At 65.0% G+C, this 16,674-nt stretch carries 14 protein-coding genes; 5 read left to right on the forward strand and 9 right to left on the reverse strand.

Annotation, left to right across the window (positions count from 1 at the left end):
- Positions 1 to 81 precede the first annotated feature (81 nt).
- The 3 genes from dnaK to pabB all read left to right on the forward strand — a co-directional run bounded on the left by dnaK (position 82) and on the right by pabB (position 5,265).
- Positions 82 to 2,040 (forward strand): molecular chaperone DnaK, encoded by a 1,959-nt coding sequence (gene dnaK / locus QCE64_RS01840; protein WP_309929175.1) that lies wholly within the window; start codon positions 82 to 84, stop codon positions 2,038 to 2,040.
- 245 nt (positions 2,041 to 2,285) lie between these two features.
- Entirely contained in the window at positions 2,286 to 3,428 is a 1,143-nt protein-coding gene (dnaJ, locus tag QCE64_RS01845; RefSeq protein WP_309807269.1) for a molecular chaperone DnaJ, read from the forward strand.
- Positions 3,429 to 3,456: 28 nt separating this feature from the next.
- Complete coding sequence (gene pabB, locus QCE64_RS01850) at positions 3,457 to 5,265, forward strand: aminodeoxychorismate synthase component I (protein WP_310002506.1); 1,809 nt, start codon at positions 3,457 to 3,459, stop codon at positions 5,263 to 5,265.
- 24 nt (positions 5,266 to 5,289) lie between these two features.
- Here pabB and dgoD read toward each other — a convergent pair whose 3' ends face one another.
- Positions 5,290 to 6,438, reverse strand: coding sequence for a galactonate dehydratase (gene dgoD / locus QCE64_RS01855; RefSeq protein WP_309807271.1), 1,149 nt, complete (start codon positions 6,436 to 6,438; stop codon positions 5,290 to 5,292).
- Between the two features lie 103 nt (positions 6,439 to 6,541).
- On the opposite strand from dgoD, the gene QCE64_RS01860 reads away from it, so the two are divergent.
- Entirely contained in the window at positions 6,542 to 7,258 is a 717-nt protein-coding gene (locus QCE64_RS01860; RefSeq protein ID WP_404987346.1) for a FadR/GntR family transcriptional regulator, read from the forward strand.
- A 7-nt stretch (positions 7,259 to 7,265) separates the two neighbouring features.
- Here the strand turns inward: QCE64_RS01860 and QCE64_RS01865 are convergent, their stop codons facing one another.
- On the reverse strand, positions 7,266 to 8,126 hold the full coding sequence (locus QCE64_RS01865) for an MBL fold metallo-hydrolase (RefSeq protein WP_310002507.1): 861 nt from the start codon (positions 8,124 to 8,126) through the stop codon (positions 7,266 to 7,268).
- Positions 8,127 to 8,315: 189 nt separating this feature from the next.
- Here QCE64_RS01865 and QCE64_RS01870 point away from each other — a divergent pair, with 189 nt between their 5' ends.
- Positions 8,316 to 9,329 carry a DedA family protein/thiosulfate sulfurtransferase GlpE gene (locus QCE64_RS01870; RefSeq protein ID WP_309913854.1) on the forward strand — a complete coding sequence of 338 codons (1,014 nt, stop codon included), beginning with the start codon at positions 8,316 to 8,318 and terminating at the stop codon, positions 9,327 to 9,329.
- Positions 9,330 to 9,341: 12 nt separating this feature from the next.
- Here the strand turns inward: QCE64_RS01870 and QCE64_RS01875 are convergent, their stop codons facing one another.
- The 7 genes from QCE64_RS01875 to glyQ form a co-directional block, all read right to left on the reverse strand.
- Positions 9,342 to 10,274 carry a DMT family transporter gene (locus tag QCE64_RS01875; RefSeq protein WP_310002508.1) on the reverse strand — a complete coding sequence of 311 codons (933 nt, stop codon included), beginning with the start codon at positions 10,272 to 10,274 and terminating at the stop codon, positions 9,342 to 9,344.
- Between the two features lie 183 nt (positions 10,275 to 10,457).
- Positions 10,458 to 10,844, reverse strand: a complete 387-nt coding sequence (gloA, locus tag QCE64_RS01880; protein WP_309830565.1) for a lactoylglutathione lyase — start codon at positions 10,842 to 10,844, stop codon at positions 10,458 to 10,460.
- A 133-nt stretch (positions 10,845 to 10,977) separates the two neighbouring features.
- Positions 10,978 to 11,895 carry a SprT family zinc-dependent metalloprotease gene (locus tag QCE64_RS01885; RefSeq protein ID WP_309913860.1) on the reverse strand — a complete coding sequence of 306 codons (918 nt, stop codon included), beginning with the start codon at positions 11,893 to 11,895 and terminating at the stop codon, positions 10,978 to 10,980.
- Between the two features lie 82 nt (positions 11,896 to 11,977).
- Positions 11,978 to 12,751, reverse strand: a complete 774-nt coding sequence (locus tag QCE64_RS01890; RefSeq protein WP_309807276.1) for a lysophospholipid acyltransferase family protein — start codon at positions 12,749 to 12,751, stop codon at positions 11,978 to 11,980.
- 26 nt (positions 12,752 to 12,777) lie between these two features.
- Positions 12,778 to 13,335 (reverse strand): D-glycero-beta-D-manno-heptose 1,7-bisphosphate 7-phosphatase, encoded by a 558-nt coding sequence (gene gmhB, locus QCE64_RS01895; RefSeq protein WP_309807277.1) that lies wholly within the window; start codon positions 13,333 to 13,335, stop codon positions 12,778 to 12,780.
- A 20-nt stretch (positions 13,336 to 13,355) separates the two neighbouring features.
- Entirely contained in the window at positions 13,356 to 15,455 is a 2,100-nt protein-coding gene (gene glyS, locus QCE64_RS01900) for a glycine--tRNA ligase subunit beta (RefSeq protein ID WP_310002509.1), read from the reverse strand.
- A 17-nt stretch (positions 15,456 to 15,472) separates the two neighbouring features.
- Positions 15,473 to 16,501: a glycine--tRNA ligase subunit alpha gene (gene glyQ, locus QCE64_RS01905; RefSeq protein WP_310002510.1), complete on the reverse strand. Its 1,029-nt coding sequence runs from the start codon at positions 16,499 to 16,501 to the stop codon at positions 15,473 to 15,475.
- Between the last annotated feature and the right edge of the window lie 173 nt (positions 16,502 to 16,674).

Raw genomic sequence — 16,674 nt, forward strand, 5'->3', positions numbered from 1 at the left:
GAGTCGGCGGATCCGCCGGCATCGGGCGATCCAACTCGCCGCCGCAACGCCACTGCGATCAAAGCTAGGAGAGGATAAAAAATGGGCAAAATCATCGGTATCGACCTCGGCACCACGAATTCGTGCGTGGCGCTGATGGAAGGCAATCAGGTCAAGGTCATCGAGAACTCGGAAGGCGCGCGCACCACGCCGTCGATCATCGCGTATCTCGACGACAACGAAATTCTCGTCGGCGCGCCGGCGAAGCGTCAGTCGGTCACCAACCCGCGCAACACGCTGTACGCGGTCAAGCGCCTGATCGGACGCCGTTTCGAAGAGAAGGAAGTGCAGAAGGACATCAACCTGATGCCCTACAAGATTGTCAAGCACGACAACGGCGACGCATGGGTCGAGGCGCACGGCAAGAACCTCGCGCCGTCGCAGGTGTCCGCGGAAGTGCTGCGCAAGATGAAGAAGACCGCTGAAGACTACCTCGGCGAGCCGGTGACGGAAGCCGTCATCACGGTTCCGGCGTACTTCAACGACAGCCAGCGTCAGGCTACCAAGGACGCGGGCCGCATCGCCGGCCTGGAAGTCAAGCGCATCATCAACGAACCGACGGCAGCCGCGCTCGCCTTCGGTCTCGACAAGGCCGAAAAGGGCGACCGCAAGATCGCCGTGTTCGACCTGGGCGGCGGCACGTTCGACATCTCGATCATCGAAATCGCGGACGTGGATGGCGAGAAGCAGTTCGAAGTGCTCTCCACCAACGGCGACACGTTCCTCGGCGGTGAAGACTTCGACCAGCGCATCATCGACTACATCATCGGCGAGTTCAAGAAAGAGCAGGGCGTCGACCTCTCGAAGGACGTGCTCGCGCTGCAGCGCCTGAAGGAAGCGGCTGAAAAGGCCAAGATCGAACTGTCGTCCACGGCGCAGACCGACATCAATCTGCCGTACATCACGGCAGACGCGTCGGGTCCGAAGCACTTGAACCTCAAGTTCACCCGCGCGAAGCTCGAAGCGCTCGTCGAAGAGCTGATCGAGCGCACGATTGAACCGTGCCGCATCGCCATCAAGGATGCGGGCGTGAAGGTCGGCGAAATCGACGACGTGATCCTGGTCGGCGGCATGACGCGCATGCCGAAGGTGCAGGAAAAGGTGAAGGAGTTCTTCGGCAAGGATCCGCGCCGTGACGTGAACCCGGATGAAGCCGTGGCGGTTGGCGCTGCGATTCAAGGCCAGGTGCTGTCGGGCGACCGCAAGGACGTGCTGCTGCTCGACGTCACGCCGCTTTCGCTGGGCATCGAAACGCTCGGCGGCGTCATGACGAAGATGATCAACAAGAACACCACGATCCCGACGAAGCACGCGCAAGTGTATTCGACGGCGGATGACAACCAGGGCGCCGTGACCATCAAGGTGTTCCAGGGCGAGCGTGAAATGGCCGCGGGCAACAAGCTGCTCGGCGAATTCAATCTTGAAGGCATCCCGCCGGCGCCGCGCGGCACGCCGCAGATCGAAGTGACCTTCGACATCGACGCAAACGGCATCTTGCACGTCGGTGCGAAGGACAAGGCAACCGGCAAGGAAAACAAGATCACCATCAAGGCGAACTCGGGCTTGACGGACGCCGAAATCGACAAGATGGTGAAGGACGCCGAAGCCAACGCCGACGAAGACCGCAAGCTGCGTGAACTTGCCGACGTTCGCAACCAGGGCGACGCGCTGGTCCACAGCACGAAGAAGGCCGTTGCCGAATACGGCGACAAGGTGGACGCGTCGGAGAAGGAAAAGATCGAAGCCGCGTTGAAGGACCTTGAAGATGCGCTGAAGGACAGCGCAAGCGACAAGGCCGCGCTCGAGGCGAAGGTCGAGGCGCTGGCTACGGCATCGCAGAAGCTCGGCGAAAAGATGTACGCCGACATGCAGGCGCAGCAAGGCGCCGCAGGTGCGGCAGCGGGAGCGGCGGGTGCAGCGGGCGCGTCGGCGGAGGCTGGCGCGAGCCAGCAGCACGATGACGTCGTCGACGCCGACTTCAAGGAAGTCAAGAAGGACTAAGCCGCAAGGGCGCGTGGATGGCAACGTCCCGCGCCCGCGTCGGTTTGACCGGGACGCGGGACGCGTCTGACGTGTAACGCGCCTGGCGGGCCTTGCGGCTCCCCGGGCACGTTGTTTTTTCAGCGTGTCATGCTCGAGGCCTCATTCGGCGCGTTCGGGCACGGCGCGAAAGTTTCAAAGCGCGGGCCTGGCGGTCCGGGCATCTGACAGGAACTGCCGCTTCAGCGCGGCGGCATTGAACCGATATGGCGAAACGGGATTACTACGAGGTTCTGGGCGTCGCGAAAAACGCGAGCGACGACGAGATCAAGAAGGCATATCGCAAGCTCGCGATGAAGTATCACCCTGACCGCAATCCGGACAACAAGAAGTCGGAAGAGAGTTTCAAGGAGGTCAAAGAGGCCTACGAAATGCTCTCCGACCAGCAGAAGCGCGCCGCCTATGACCAGTACGGCCATGCGGGCGTGGACCCGAACATGGCGGGCGCGGGTGCGCAAGGTTTCGGCGGTTTCGCGGACGCCTTCGGCGACATCTTCGGCGACATCTTCGGTCAGGCCGCGGGCGGCGGCGCAGGCGGCGCCCGTGGGCGCGGCGGACCACAGGTGTATCGCGGCGCGGACTTGCGCTACAGCATGGAAATCACGCTGGAACAGGCGGCGCACGGCTACGACACGCAGATCCGCGTGCCGAGCTGGGCGAACTGCAACGTCTGCCACGGCTCGGGCGCGAAGCCGGGCACCAAGCCCGAAACCTGCCCGACCTGTCATGGCCAGGGCCAGGTGCGCATGTCGCAAGGCTTTTTCAGCATCCAGCAGACGTGCCCGAAGTGCCACGGCACCGGCACGTACGTTCCCGAGCCGTGCACGAACTGTCACGGCCAGGGCAAGGTGAAGGAAACCAAGACGCTGGAAGTGAAGATTCCGGCGGGCATCGACGACGGCATGCGCATCCGTTCGGCGGGCAACGGCGAGCCGGGCATCAACGGCGGGCCGAGCGGCGACCTGTATGTGGAAATCCATATCAAGCAGCACTCGGTGTTCGAGCGCGACGGCGACGACCTCCATTGCCAGATGCCCATTCCGTTCACCACGGCGGCATTGGGCGGCGAGATCGAAGTGCCGACGCTTGCGGGACGCGCCAGCTTCACGGTGCCGGAAGGCACGCAGTCGGGCAAGACGTTCCGTCTGCGCGGCAAGGGCATCAAGGGTTTGCGTTCGAGCATCGCGGGCGATCTCTACGTGCACGTGCAGGTGGAAACGCCGGTCAAGCTCACCGACCAGCAGCGCGATCTGCTGCGGCAGTTCGAGAAGTCGCTGGTGGAAGGCGGCGCGCGGCATAGTCCGCAAAGCAAGAGCTGGTTCGACCGCGTGAAGAGCTTCTTTGACTGATGCGATCGACGGACGCGCGAGCACTGTCATGAAGACTGAGGAGCGCAGCGCGGTATTCGCGCTGCTCGATGATCACGACTCGACCGCCCAACGGCGGTCGAGCCGTTTATACACGAATCTGGCGCACGAACGCACGTGTGTGGACCCGGATGCGCTTGACACGGTGTGCGGCGAAATCGAACGGGATCTGCAAGCGGGACTGCATGCGGTGGTCGTTGCGGATTACGAGTTCGGTCGCGATCTGCAATTGAAATGCAGCGAGCGCCGCGAAGGTGGCGGAGATCACGCCTTGCGGGTGTTGATGTTCCGCGCCTGCCAGCCTCTTTCGCGCGATGAAGCGAGCGCGTGGCTCGCGTCGCAGGACACCGGGAGCGCGCAGCCTTCGGTGGCGGGTGTCGCGGACATCGAGCCGAGCGTCACGCGCGCCGAGTTCGATACCGCCGTCGCCGCCGTGCAGCAGGCGTTGCGGGAAGGCGAGTCCTACCAGATCAACTACACGTTTCGCCTGAATTTCGACGTGTTCGGCTCGCCGCTCGCGCTATACCGGCGTCTGCGGGAGCGCCAGGCCGTGCACTACGGCGCGTTGATCGCGCTGCCGGACGGCAGATCGGTGCTGTCGTGTTCGCCGGAATTGTTCTTCGAGAAACAGGGTGACCAGCTGCGCACGCGGCCGATGAAAGGCACCGCGCCGCGCGACACCCCTCCGGAAGCGCTCAGCAGCGACCCGAAGAACCGTGCCGAAAACGTGATGATCGTCGACTTGCTGCGCAACGACATGTCGCGCGTCGCGGTCACGGGTTCGGTGCACGTGCCGGCGCTGTTTTCCGTCGAGCCCTACGGGGCCCTGTGGCAGATGACCTCGACCATCGAGGCCTGCGCGATCCCCGGCACGACCTTCGCCGACCTGATACGTGCGCTGTTCCCGTGCGGCTCGATCACCGGCGCGCCGAAGTATCGGACGATGCAGTTGATCGACGAGATCGAGACGTCGCCGCGCGGCCTCTACACCGGCGCGATCGGCTGGCTCGATGCGAACGGCGACTGCCGTCTGTCGGTCGCGATCCGTACGCTCGTCGTCGATGCCGCGCAGCGGCGCGGCCAACTGGGCATCGGCGCGGGCATCGTGCTCGACAGCGTCGCCGCCGACGAACACCGGGAGTGTTTGTTGAAAGCCCACTTCCTGACCGGCGCCGATCCGGGTTTCGAACTCTTCGAAACCACGTATGCGACGCGCGCCGAAGGCATACGCCACTACGCCCGGCACATCGCGCGCTTGAAACGCAGTGCGGCCAGCCTGGGCTTCCCGTTCGATCAGGCCGCGCTGACCGCGCACGTCGCGCAGTACTGCGCCGGCTTCGATGAGGACACGCCGTATCGCTTGCGGATCGCACTCGACAAGAGCGGGCAGTTCGCGCTTACGAGCGCGCCGCTCGGCAGTCTTCCTGAACCCGGCGTCGCCGTGCTGCTCGCGTCGGAGCGTGGCTTTGCGCCGCGCGCATCGGCTGATCCGCTGTTGCGCCACAAGACCACGCACCGGGCCGACTACGACCGCGCGTGGAAGGCCGCCGAAGCGGAAGGTGCGTTCGACATGCTGTTCTGCAACGAACGCGGCGAGCTGACCGAAGGCGGCCGGACCAGCGTATTCGCGCGTTTCGATGGCGAGTGGTGGACGCCGCCCATCCATGCGGGCGTACTGCCGGGCGTGATGCGCGCGGTGTTGATGGAAGAACTTGGCGCGGCTGAACGCACGCTGAAGCCGGCGGACCTGGACCGCGCCGAAGCCTTGCTCGTAAGTAACGCGCTGCGCGGCGCGTTAGAGGCGACGCTGAAACACTGACGCCGCCCCGTCACACCAGGGAGATCACCACTCGGCCACGCTGCCATCCGCATGACGCCACACCGGGTTGCGCCAGCGATGGCCAACCTTCGCCATCTCGCGCACCTTCTCCTCGTTCACTTCGATCCCGAGGCCCGGTCCCTGCGGAATCGACACCATGCCGTCTTCATACTTGAAGACTTCAGGATTCTTGATGTAGTCGAGCAGGTCGTTGCCCTTGTTGTAGTGAATGCCGAGGCTCTGTTCCTGGATGAACGCGTTGTAGCTGACGGCGTCGATCTGCAGACAGGTCGCAAGCGCGATCGGCCCGAGCGGACAATGAAGCGCGAGCGCGACATCGTAGGCTTCGGCCATGGTCGCGATCTTGCGGCATTCGCTGAGACCGCCCGCGTGCGACGCGTCCGGCTGGATGATGTCCACGTAACCGCCGGCCAGGATGTGCTTGAAGTCCCAGCGCGAATAGAGCCGCTCGCCGAGCGCGATCGGCGTGCTGGTCTGGCTGACGATGTCGCGCAGCGCCTCAACGTTCTCCGACAGCACCGGCTCCTCGATGAACATCAGCTTGTACGGGTCGAGTTCCTTCGCGAGCACCTTGGCCATCGGCTTGTGCACGCGGCCGTGGAAGTCCACGCCGATGCCCACGTTCGGACCCACCGCCTCACGCACCGCGCGCACGTTGTCGATCACGCCCTGCACCTTGTCGAAGGTGTCGATGATCTGCAACTCTTCCGAGCCGTTCATCTTCACGGCCTTGAAGCCGCGTTCGACCACGGCGCGCGCGTTGTTCGCGACATCGCTCGGACGGTCGCCGCCGATCCACGAATACACCTTGATCCGGTCACGCACCTGGCCGCCAAGCAGCGCATGCACCGGCACGCCGTGAAACTTGCCCAGGATGTCCCACAGCGCCTGATCGACGCCCGCGATCGCGCTCATGCCGATCGGCCCGCCGCGATAGAAGCCCGAGCGGTACATCACCTGCCACAGGTCTTCGATATGACGCGGATCCTTGCCGACCAGGTAGTCCGACAGTTCGTCGACGGCGGCGGCCACCGTATGCGCGCGGCCTTCGACGACGGGTTCACCCCAGCCGGTGATGCCTTCGTCGGTTTCGATCTTGAGGAAGCACCAGCGCGGCGGAACGATGAAGGTCTCGAGTTTCGTGATTTTCATAGAGCGTCTCCAGAGGGATTCCGCATGGTAGCAAAAAGCGCGTCAGTGAGCATATTAATAGTATTATTCAGAGGCAGTGCAAATCTGTTGGCACATCAGACAAATACCGGATAATCCTGCCAGAACTCAATCGGAGGCCATCATTCACCGAGATCTGCATGGCCGCGTCGCCCATGAACTGGGGTTGGCGATTCTGCGCGGCGATATCGCGCCCGGGGCAGCCTTGCCGCGCGAGGCGGAATTGATGGAGCGCTTCGACGTCAGCCGTACCGTGCTGCGCGAGGCCTTGCGCACGCTGACATCGAAAGGGCTGGTCGAGTCGCGGCCCAAGGTCGGCACGCGCGTGCGCGCAAGACATGCTTGGAACCTGCTCGATACGGACATGCTCGACTGGTATTCGCGCGTGGCGCCGCCGCTCCAGTTCGCCCTCAAGCTGCAGGAAATGCGCGAGATGATCGAGCCGTACGCGGCCGCGCTCGCCGCCGACAATCACGACAGCGACACCCTCGCGTGTCTCGCGCGGGCGCACCAGGCCATGGCCGACGCGCAGAACGTGGACGAATGGGTCCGTGCCGACCTCGAGTTTCACCTGTGCGTGCTGGCGGCATGCAGCAACGAGTTGCTGATTCCGCTGGGTGCGCTGATCGAGCGGACTCTCGAAGGTCAGCTGCGGCTCAATGCGAAACGGGCTGACGTGTACAACGCGTCGCTCGCGGAACATACCGCTGTGTTCGATGCCATCGTCGCCCGCGATGCCGCCGCCGCCCGCCGCGCGATGGCGGATCTGCTCGGCATGACGCGCGGGCGGATCGAGGCCTGAGGCGCGCTCAGAAGGTGTTGAGCGGAAGCTTGAGATAGGTCGTGCCGTTGCCCGAAGGATCGGGGAATCGGCCAGCGCGAATGTTGACCTGAATCGCGGGAATGAAGAGCGTCGGCATGCCGAGCGTCGCGTCGCGGGCCTCGCGCATGGCGATGAACTCCGCCTCGCTCTTGCCGCCGCCCACATGAATGTTGCGTTCGCGCTGCTCGCGCACGGTCGCCTGCCAATGGGCGGCGCGTGATTCGGGCGGATAGTCGTGGCAGACGAATAGCGGCGTGTCGGGCGGCAGCGCCAGCAGGCGTCCGATCGAGCCATACAGCGTGCGCGCGTCGCCGCCCGGAAAGTCGCAGCGCGCCGTGCCGGCGTCCGGCATGAAAAGCGTATCGCCGACGAACACCGCATCGCCGATCCGGTACGCCATGTCGGCGGGCGTGTGGCCAGGCACGAAGAGCGCATCGGCGGCCAGCTCGCCGATGGCAAAGCGCTCGCCGTCGCTGAAGAGATGGTCGAACTGGGAGCCGTCGAGCCGGAAGGCCGGCTCGAGATCGAAGATCTTCCTGAACACGTGCTGCACGGTCCGGATCGACTCGCCGATGCCGATCTTTCCGCCGAGCCGCCGCTTCAGATACGGCGCCGCCGACAGATGATCCGCGTGCGCATGGGTTTCGAGAATCCACTCGACGGCAAGCCGCTGCGCGCGCACGAATGCGATGACGGCATCGGCCGAGCGCGTCGAGGTGCGGGCGGCCTTCGGATCGTAGTCGAGCACGGAATCGATGATCGCCGCCGCGGAACCGGGCCGCTCGAACACCACATAGGTCAAGGTGCCTGTGGCGTCGTCGTGGAAGGGGTGAATGATCGGTTGCACGATGATGCTCCCTGTTCCCTTGCCTGCCGTCTCATTGCCCGCATGTATACGGTTCTGCCGATGCTGGACAGACCCACTGGGCGGGTTTGCCGGGATCGGGATAAAGTGTAACCCTTTGCGCCGGCGCCGCTCATCGCGTCACGTGTCGCGTCACTCCTAGCGCAAGCAGAAGCTTCTTCGAGAAACCAAATGCCGCACGTCCCGACCTCGCTTGCAACGTCGTGGGGCGCGTGGGCCGTCTTCGTCAGCGTCCTCGCGACGCAACTCGGCGTGCCGGTCCCCGCCGCGCCGATGCTCATCCTGGCTGGCACGCTCGTCGCCTCCGGCGCGGCGTCGTTCTGGCAAATGCTGCTGGCCGCGGTGCTCGCGGTGCTGATCGCCGATTCCCTGTGGTTCGCCGCCGGCCGTCTGTATGGCCGGCGCTTCCTCAACTCGCTCGTGCGCTTCTCCCTGTCGATCGACTCGACGCTGCGCACCGCGCGCCGCTGGTTCGAGCGCTTCGGCGTGCCGCTGCTCGCGCTGTCGAAGTTCGTGCCGGGGCTCGGGCTCGTGTCCGCGCCGCTGCTCGGCACCACGCAGATCGAGATCCGGGTGTTCGTGCTGTGGGATCTGATCGGCGCGACTGCGTGGGCGAGTTTCTGGATGCTCGGCGGCGCGGCGCTGCAGGAGCAGATTGGCCGGCTCATTGTGCTGGTGCGCGCCAACGGCACGACGGTCATCGACATCCTGGCGATGCTCGCGCTCGGCTTTCTGCTGTATCGCTGGATCCGGCGCGTGCAGTTCCGTCAGTGGCTCGAGAAGTATCACATCACGCCCGGCCAGCTCGACGAGATGATGCGCTCCGCGATGCCGCCCGTGATCTACGACGCACGTCCGCCGGAAGTGCGCCGCAAGGAACCGTACCGGATCGCCGGGGCCGTCGCGCTGGACCTGGATTCACCGGATCGCATCGGTCAGCTCTATGCCGAGCACGAGGTGGTGGTGTACTGCGTGTGTCCGAACGAGGCGACGGCGAAGATCATCGCCCGGCAGTTGCGCGACAAGGGCTTCCGGCATGTGCGGCCCTTGAAGGGCGGGCTGGACGCGTGGGAGAAACACGGCTATCCGGTCGAGCCGATCCCGGCCGAGCATCTGCACCTGCCCGCCGATCGCGACGATATCGATCACGACATGGTGACGATCCGCGCGACCGCGCCGGAGTGAACCTGCGCTTCGTCAGGTACGCCGCCGCGGCGGCCGGTTCACCAGCGCGATGCCGGCGAGCACCATCGCGGCGGCGGTCATGAACCGCACGCTGACATGCTCGCCCAGCAGCAGCACGGCGAAGCCGACGCCGAAGATCGGCGTGAGAAAAGAGAACACGGACAAGCGCGACGCCAGATAGCGTGTCAGCAGCCAGAACCATGTCAGATAGCTGATGAACGAGACGATCACCGCCTGGTACGCGAGACTCGCGAGGGCGAGCGGCGACACCTCATTCACCTGCGTCTGTCCCGCGCTCACCGCCAGCCCAAGCAACAGCACCGCCGACACCGCCAGCTGATAGAACAGCGTCTTGCTCGCGCTCGCATGCGACAGCGAGGACGCGCGAATCAGCACGGTCGTCGCGGCCCACAGGATGCCGCCGAGCACGCCGAGCGCATCGCCCGCGACGCCTTGCATGACGGACTCGCCCTGCGGATGACCGTGCAGGAAGCCGTCCGCGAACGCGAGCGCGATGCCGCAAAACGCCAGGACGATGCCGCTCCACTGCGCGCGCGCAAGCTTTTCGCCCGCAACGAACCAGTGCAGGCCGAGCGCGGTGAAGCACGGCGCGGTGTACAGGAACACGGCCATGCGCGTGGCATTGGTGAGGCTCAGGCCGAAGAAGATGCAGACGAACTCGCCGCCGAACAACAGCCCGGCGAGCAGGCCGGCGGTCAGGGTGTCATCTCGCGTGAACAGCGGCACCCCGCGCGTGCGGGTCCAGATCCACAACAGCAGGGTGCCGATCAGCGAACGGATGCCGGCCTGCAACAGCGGTGGAATCGACGCGTTCGCTTCCTTGATCGCGACTTGCTGGAAACCCCACGCGCCGCACAGCGCGATCATCGTGATGACGGCGGTGGCGTCCAGCGGGCGACGCGCGGTGAAGGAAGGGGTGCTCATCGGCGGGTTCGTTGACGGTGGTGCATACGGCCGGCGCGAAACGCGCATCGGTCATGCACTGATTTGGAGCGTCGATTGTGCCAGCGAACGGGCCAGACAACGGAAAGGCCGGGACGTGCCCGTGGAGATTGGGCGCGGAAGGGGCGCCGCAGCGAACGTGCGGCGCGTGGGGTCATGCCTGCATCAGGAATGCTTTTCGATCAGTTCGACCTTGTAGCCGTCCGGATCTTCGACGAACGCAATCACGGTCGTGCCGCCCTTCACGGGACCGGCTTCGCGCGTGACCTTGCCGCCTGCCTGACGGATGCGTTCGCAGGCATCGGCGGCGCTGTCGACTTCGAGCGCGATATGGCCATACGCCGTGCCCATGTCGTACTTCTCGGTGCCCCAGTTGTAGGTCAGTTCGAGCACGCTGTGTTCGCTTTCGGGACCGTAGCCGACGAAGGCGAGCGTGTACTTGTACTCGGTGTTTTCGCTTTGACGCAGCACGTGCATGCCGAGAATGCGCGTGTAGAAATCGATCGAACGCTGCAGGTCGCCGACGCGCAGCATCGTGTGAAGGAGTCGCATGATGGGGTTCCTGTTGTGGGGGAGATGCCCGCGCGGCGCGATGGTAGCGATTGTGTCCGGGCGGGGCCCGGTGCGCCTGCGGCGGGGATGCGGATGAAATTGTACCGTCGGCGCCGCGGCCGTGCCGGAGCTCTCAGAGCGCCGGCAGCAGGTCCGGCGGATGATGCTTGAGCGTATGCCGCGCCTCGCGGAACTCCGGGAAGATCGATTCGACCGTCTGCCAGAAACGCGGGCTATGGTTCATCTCGCGCAGATGCGCGAGTTCGTGCGCGACCACGTAGTCGATGATCGACAGCGGAAAATGGATCAGCCGCCAGTTGAGGCGGATCTTGCCGTCGCTCGAACAACTGCCCCAGCGCGTCGCCGCCGAGGACAGCGCATACGCGCGATACTCGACGCCGAGCTTCGCCGCATACACCACGAGCCGTTCCCCGAAGATGCGCTTCGCTTCCGATTGCAGCCAGCCCTGCACGCGGTCCTTGATCTGCTGCGCATCCGCGTTCGCGGGCAGCGGCAGCGAGAGCAGGCTCGTCGCGTCATCGAAGGACAAGGACGCGGCCGCGCCGAGCGCCACGCGAATGGTCTTGCCGAGATAGGGAAACTGCGCGCCGTCCTTCCATTCGATACGCGGCAACGCGCGCTGCTCGACCCGCGTCTGCCATTCGGTGAGCTTGTTGACGATCCAGGTCTGCTTGTCGAGGATCGCAGTTTCGATATCGGCGATCGTCACCCAGCGCGGCGCCGTGATGGCGAGACCGGTGCCGTCGATGCAGAAGCCGATCGTGCGGCGCGACGAGCGCTTCAGCCGGTAATCGAGCGTGCCTGCCTTCAGCGTGATGCGGCGCAGCCGCACGCCTTCGGGCAGCGGTGCGGGCGGTGCGGTGGGCGTGAGGACGGGCGCGGGTTCGGCATGCGGAATGTCGCCGCGCAGCGGCGCGGGACCGCCTGCGGGCGGCGCGCCGGAATAGGCAGGCGCATGCTCGAACGGCAGATCGAGTTGCAGGGTATCGAGCGCGACGGCGGGACGCTGCCGCGATGGGGGCTTCTGCATCGGTTCGGCTTTGCGCTCGCGGCGCAGGAATGACGAGAAGAACGAATATGGCACGCCGCGGCTCGACTTGATGCCCGGCCGCTCAGCGGCCCGCGCCCGCGGCGCCGGCTCGACCCGGCGGTGCGTACGGCGCGGTGTAGGCGTGCGGATCGATGCGGCGCATTTCAGTTTCGATCCAGCTTTCGACACGCACGTTGACTTCTTCGGGCGTGAGACCGGCGGTGTCGATCGGCTTGCCAATCGACACCGTGACTATACCCGGATATTTGATGAACGAATGGCGCGGCCAGACCCGCCCGGCGTTATGCGCGATCGGCACGACCGGTGCGCCCGTCGCGACCGCGAAGCGCGCGCCGCCGGTCTTGTACTTGCCCTGGCTGCCCGTGCGTATGCGCGTGCCTTCGGGAAACATGATGACCCACGCGCCTTCGTCCATGCGCGCGCGGCCCTGGCGCGTCACGGACGTGAACGCATCGCGGCCCTGCTTGCGGTCGATATGCACCATCTTCAACAGGCCCAGCGCCCAGCCGAAGAACGGCACGTAGAGCAGTTCGCGCTTGAAGACGTAGCAGAGCGGACGCGGCATCAGCGCGGGGAACGCGAGCGTCTCCCACGCGGACTGATGCTTCGAGAGCAGCACGGCCGGACCGGCCGGCAGATTCTCCATGCCTTCGATCGTATAGCGGATCCCGATCAGATGACGCAGCACGACGATGGTCGACTTGCACCATCCGGCGGCCATCCAGTAGCGGCGGTCGGCGCGCATGAACGGAAACGCGATGAAGCAGGCGGTCGCGTACGGCACCGTGTACACGATGAAATAGATCAACAGCAACAACGAACGGATGAAGCGCATGGAGTCTCTGCAATACGAACGGCGGGTCAGTCGTGATGCCGTGCAATCAGGTCGAGCGCGAACGCGCGCAGGTCCTTGTGAACGACGGTGCCTTCCGGCAGGTTGCCTTCCTTGAGGGTTTTTTCGCCCTTGCCGGTCAGCACGAGATGCACGGGAAAGCCGAGTGTCTCGCCGGCCTGGAGATCACGCAGCGAGTCGCCGACGAGCGGCGTGTCTTCCGGATCGATCTCGAACCGGTCGATGATCTGCTGCAGCATGCCGGGCTTCGGCTTGCGGCAGTCGCATTGATCTTCGGCGGTATGCGGGCAGAAGAACACGGCATCGATCCGGCCACCCACGGCGGCGGCCGCGCGGTTCATCTTCTGATGCATCGCGTTGAGCGCGGCCATGTCGAACAGGCCACGTCCGATGCCCGACTGATTGGACGCGATGGCCACGCGATACCCCGCCTGGTTCAGCCGCGCGATGGCTTCAAGACTGCCGGGAATGGCGACCCATTCGTCCGGCGACTTGATGTACGCGTCGGAATCGACGTTGATGACGCCGTCGCGATCCAGCACCACCAGTTTCTTGTTCACGCCCATGGTGCGTCCTTTTACTCTCTTCAGGCCGCGAGCTTGGAGATGTCCGCGACGCAGTTCATCTGCTGATGCAGCGCATGGAGCAACGCCAGACGGTTGTTGCGCAAGGCCGGATCTTCCGCGTTCACCATGACGTCGTTGAAGAAGGTGTCCACCGCTTCGCGCAGCGCGGCGAGCGCCGTCAGCGCTTCGGTGTAGTTGCGCGCGGCGAGCGTGCTCTGAACGCGCGGCGTCACCTGCTCGATTTGCGCGTCCAGATTCTTTTCCGCCGCTTCGATCAGCAGCGCCGGGTTCACCGCGCCGGGCGCGCCCTGTTCCGACTTCTTCAGGATGTTCGAGATGCGTTTGTTGGCCGCGGCAAGCGCTGCGGCTTCCGGCAGCGCGGCGAACTCGCGTACGGCGTCGAGGCGCGCGACGATGTCGTCGAGACGCGTCGGGTTCAGGCTCAGCACCGCTTCGATGTCGTTGGCTTCGAAACCGCGTTCGCGCAGCAGGCCGCGCAGCCGGTCGAGGAAGAACGCGTACACCGCTTCCTGCGAATCCGCGACGTGCGGCACGTTCGCGAACTGGCGCTGCGCGGCGGCGACGAGCTCGCGCAGGTCGACGGGCAGCTTCTTCTCGAGCAGGATGCGCAGCACGCCCAGCGCGTGACGGCGCAACGCGAACGGATCCTTCTCGCCGGTCGGCGCGAGGCCGATGCCCCAGATGCCGACGATCGTCTCCAGCTTGTCCGCGAGCGCGACCGCGGCGCCGACGCCGGTGGACGGCGTATCGTCGCCGGAGAAGCGCGGCTGATAGTGCTCGGAGCACGCGAGCGCGACTTCTTCCGGCTCGCCGTCGTGGCGCGCGTAGTACGTGCCCATCGTGCCCTGCAGTTCGGGGAACTCGCCGACCATGTCGGTCAGCAGGTCGGCCTTCGCAAGTCGCGCGGCACGGCGCGTCAGTGCGGCATCGACGCCGACCATCGGCGCGATCTCGCCGGCCAGCGATTCGAGGCGCTCGACGCGTTGCAAGGTGGAACCGAGCTTGTTGTGATAGACGACGTTCGCCAGCAGCGGCACGCGGTCTTCGAGACGCTTCTTCTTGTCCTGCGTGAAGAAGAACTTCGCGTCGGCGAGACGCGGACGCACGACGCGCTCGTTCCCTTCGACGATCTCACCCGGCGTCTTCGTATCGATGTTCGACACGATCAGGAAGCGCGAGCGCAGGCGGCCGTTCTGGTCGGTGAGCGCGAAGTATTTCTGGTTCGTCTGCATCGTGAGGATCAGGCATTCCTGCGGCACCTGCAGGAACTCCTCATCGAAGCGGCATTCGTAGACCACCGGCCATTCGACCAGCGCGTTCACTTCGTCGAGCAGCGCTTCGGGCATCACGACGCGGTCTTCACCCGCGAACGCCTGCAACTGCGTGCGGATGGATTCGCGGCGGTCGTCGAAGTTCGCGACCACGCGGCTCTTCGTGCGCAGTGTCTCGGCGTAGTCGTCGGCGTGCGTGATGGCAACCAGGCCTTCCGACATGAAGCGATGTCCGAGGGTCGTGTCGCCGGCATCGATGCCGAGCGCGCTGACCGCCACCACCTCGCGGCCGTGCAGCGCGATCAGGCGCTGCACCGGACGCACGAACTGCACGCTGGTGCCGTCCGGGCGCTGGTAGGTCATGAGTTTCGGAATCGGCAGCTTGCCGAGGGTTTCGTCGAGCGCGGCCTGCAGGCCTTCGCTCAGGGTCGCGCCCGGCGCGGCATAACGCAGGAAAAAGGCTTCGGCCTTGCCGTCCTGCGCGCGTTCGAGATCGGCGAGCGGGAAGTCGGGAAAGCCGAGCGCCGCGAGCTTCTTCGCGAGCGGCGGCGTGGGATTGCCTTCCTTGTCGAGCGCCACCGTCACCGGCAGCACTTTCTCGCGCACCTGCTTTTCCGGCGCGACATCGCGCACGTTGCGGATCAGCACCGCGAGACGGCGCGGCGTCGCGTATTTCTCGAACTCAGGCGTGCCGTCGATCAGATCGCGCGCAGCGAGACGCTCCACGATGCCATCGGCGAAAGCAGTACCGAGACGCGCGAGCGCTTTCGGCGGAAGTTCCTCGGTCAGCAATTCGACGAGCAGGGAAGCGTGATTGGATTGCGTCATTGTTCTGTCGAGCCTCGTCAAACCTGTTCGTTGTTGCTGCGTTCGCCCGGCGGCGTGCTTTCGGGCTTGAGCGGCGGCGTCCAGGCGGGACGCTGCGCTTCCTGTTCGTCGGTGACGAGGTCGCGGTCGCCCTTCACCGGATTGCCGAGCATCGGGAAGCCGAGCGCCTCGCGCGACTCGTAGTAAGCCTGGGCGACGAGACGCGACAGCGCGCGAATCCGGCCAATGTACGCCGCGCGTTCCGTCACGGAGATCGCGCCGCGCGCGTCGAGCAGATTGAAGGTGTGGCCGGCCTTCAGCACGAGTTCATACGCCGGCAGCGCAAGCTTCGCCGCGATCATCTTCTTCGCTTCTTCCTCGTAGCTCTTGAAGAAGGTGAAGAGCAGATCGACGTTCGCGTGCTCGAAGTTATAGGTGGACTGTTCGACTTCGTTCTGGTGATACACGTCGCCGTAAGTCAGGCGGCGCAGCACCTTGCCGCTCGGGCCGTCTTCTTCCCACTCGGTCCAGACCAGGTCGTACACGTTCTCGACCTTCTGCAGATACATCGCGAGACGTTCGAGACCATAGGTGATCTCGCCCAGCACCGGCTTGCAGTCGATGCCGCCCGCCTGCTGGAAATAGGTGAACTGCGTCACTTCCATGCCGTTCAGCCACACTTCCCAGCCGAGGCCCCACGCGCCGAGCGTCGGGTTCTCCCAGTCATCCTCGACGAAGCGCACGTCGTTCTGCTTCAGGTCGAAGCCGAGCGCTTCGAGCGAGCCGAGGTACAGGTCGAGGATGTCTTCCGGCGCCGGCTTGAGCACCACCTGATACTGGTAGTAGTGCTGCAGGCGATTGGGGTTCTCGCCATAGCGGCCGTCCTTCGGGCGGCGCGAGGGCTGGACATAGGCCGCGCGCCATGGTTCGGGACCGATCGCGCGCAGGAACGTGTGGACGTGCGAGGTGCCCGCGCCGACTTCCATGTCGATCGGCTGGAGCAGCGCGCAACCCTTCTCGTTCCAGTAGGACTGCAGCGTCAGAATGATTTGCTGGAAAGTGAGCATGATTGCCTTGTGCGGGGCGCGGCCATCGTCGTGAAGACGCGATTCAGTGAACCGGCCGAAGCGCTAAAACATTGAATTTTATCCGAACGGGGAACGGGTGCGGCTTTTTGGCCGGCCCGTGTCCCGGGGAAGCAAGTGTGCCGGCCGCGCGATGCGGCCTTCGGGCGGGCGCG

It is taken from the genome of Caballeronia sp. LZ043, assembly GCF_031451075.1.
Lineage (GTDB): Bacteria > Pseudomonadota > Gammaproteobacteria > Burkholderiales > Burkholderiaceae > Caballeronia.

Excerpts from the sequence above, each read along its gene's own strand:
- dnaK (WP_309929175.1), top strand. The coding sequence starts at position 82 with ATGGGCAAAATCATCGGTATCGACCTCGGCACCACGAATTCGTGCGTG.
- QCE64_RS01890 (WP_309807276.1), bottom strand. The coding sequence starts at position 12,751 with ATGCGCTTCATCCGTTCGTTGTTGCTGTTGATCTATTTCATCGTGTAC.
- gloA (WP_309830565.1), bottom strand. The coding sequence starts at position 10,844 with ATGCGACTCCTTCACACGATGCTGCGCGTCGGCGACCTGCAGCGTTCG.
- gmhB (WP_309807277.1), bottom strand. The coding sequence starts at position 13,335 with ATGGGCGTGAACAAGAAACTGGTGGTGCTGGATCGCGACGGCGTCATC.
- dnaJ (WP_309807269.1), top strand. The coding sequence starts at position 2,286 with ATGGCGAAACGGGATTACTACGAGGTTCTGGGCGTCGCGAAAAACGCG.
- QCE64_RS01870 (WP_309913854.1), top strand. The coding sequence starts at position 8,316 with ATGCCGCACGTCCCGACCTCGCTTGCAACGTCGTGGGGCGCGTGGGCC.
- glyS (WP_310002509.1), bottom strand. The coding sequence starts at position 15,455 with ATGACGCAATCCAATCACGCTTCCCTGCTCGTCGAATTGCTGACCGAG.
- QCE64_RS01875 (WP_310002508.1), bottom strand. The coding sequence starts at position 10,274 with ATGAGCACCCCTTCCTTCACCGCGCGTCGCCCGCTGGACGCCACCGCC.
- dgoD (WP_309807271.1), bottom strand. The coding sequence starts at position 6,438 with ATGAAAATCACGAAACTCGAGACCTTCATCGTTCCGCCGCGCTGGTGC.
- glyQ (WP_310002510.1), bottom strand. The coding sequence starts at position 16,501 with ATGCTCACTTTCCAGCAAATCATTCTGACGCTGCAGTCCTACTGGAAC.
- QCE64_RS01885 (WP_309913860.1), bottom strand. The coding sequence starts at position 11,895 with ATGCAGAAGCCCCCATCGCGGCAGCGTCCCGCCGTCGCGCTCGATACC.
- pabB (WP_310002506.1), top strand. The coding sequence starts at position 3,457 with ATGAAGACTGAGGAGCGCAGCGCGGTATTCGCGCTGCTCGATGATCAC.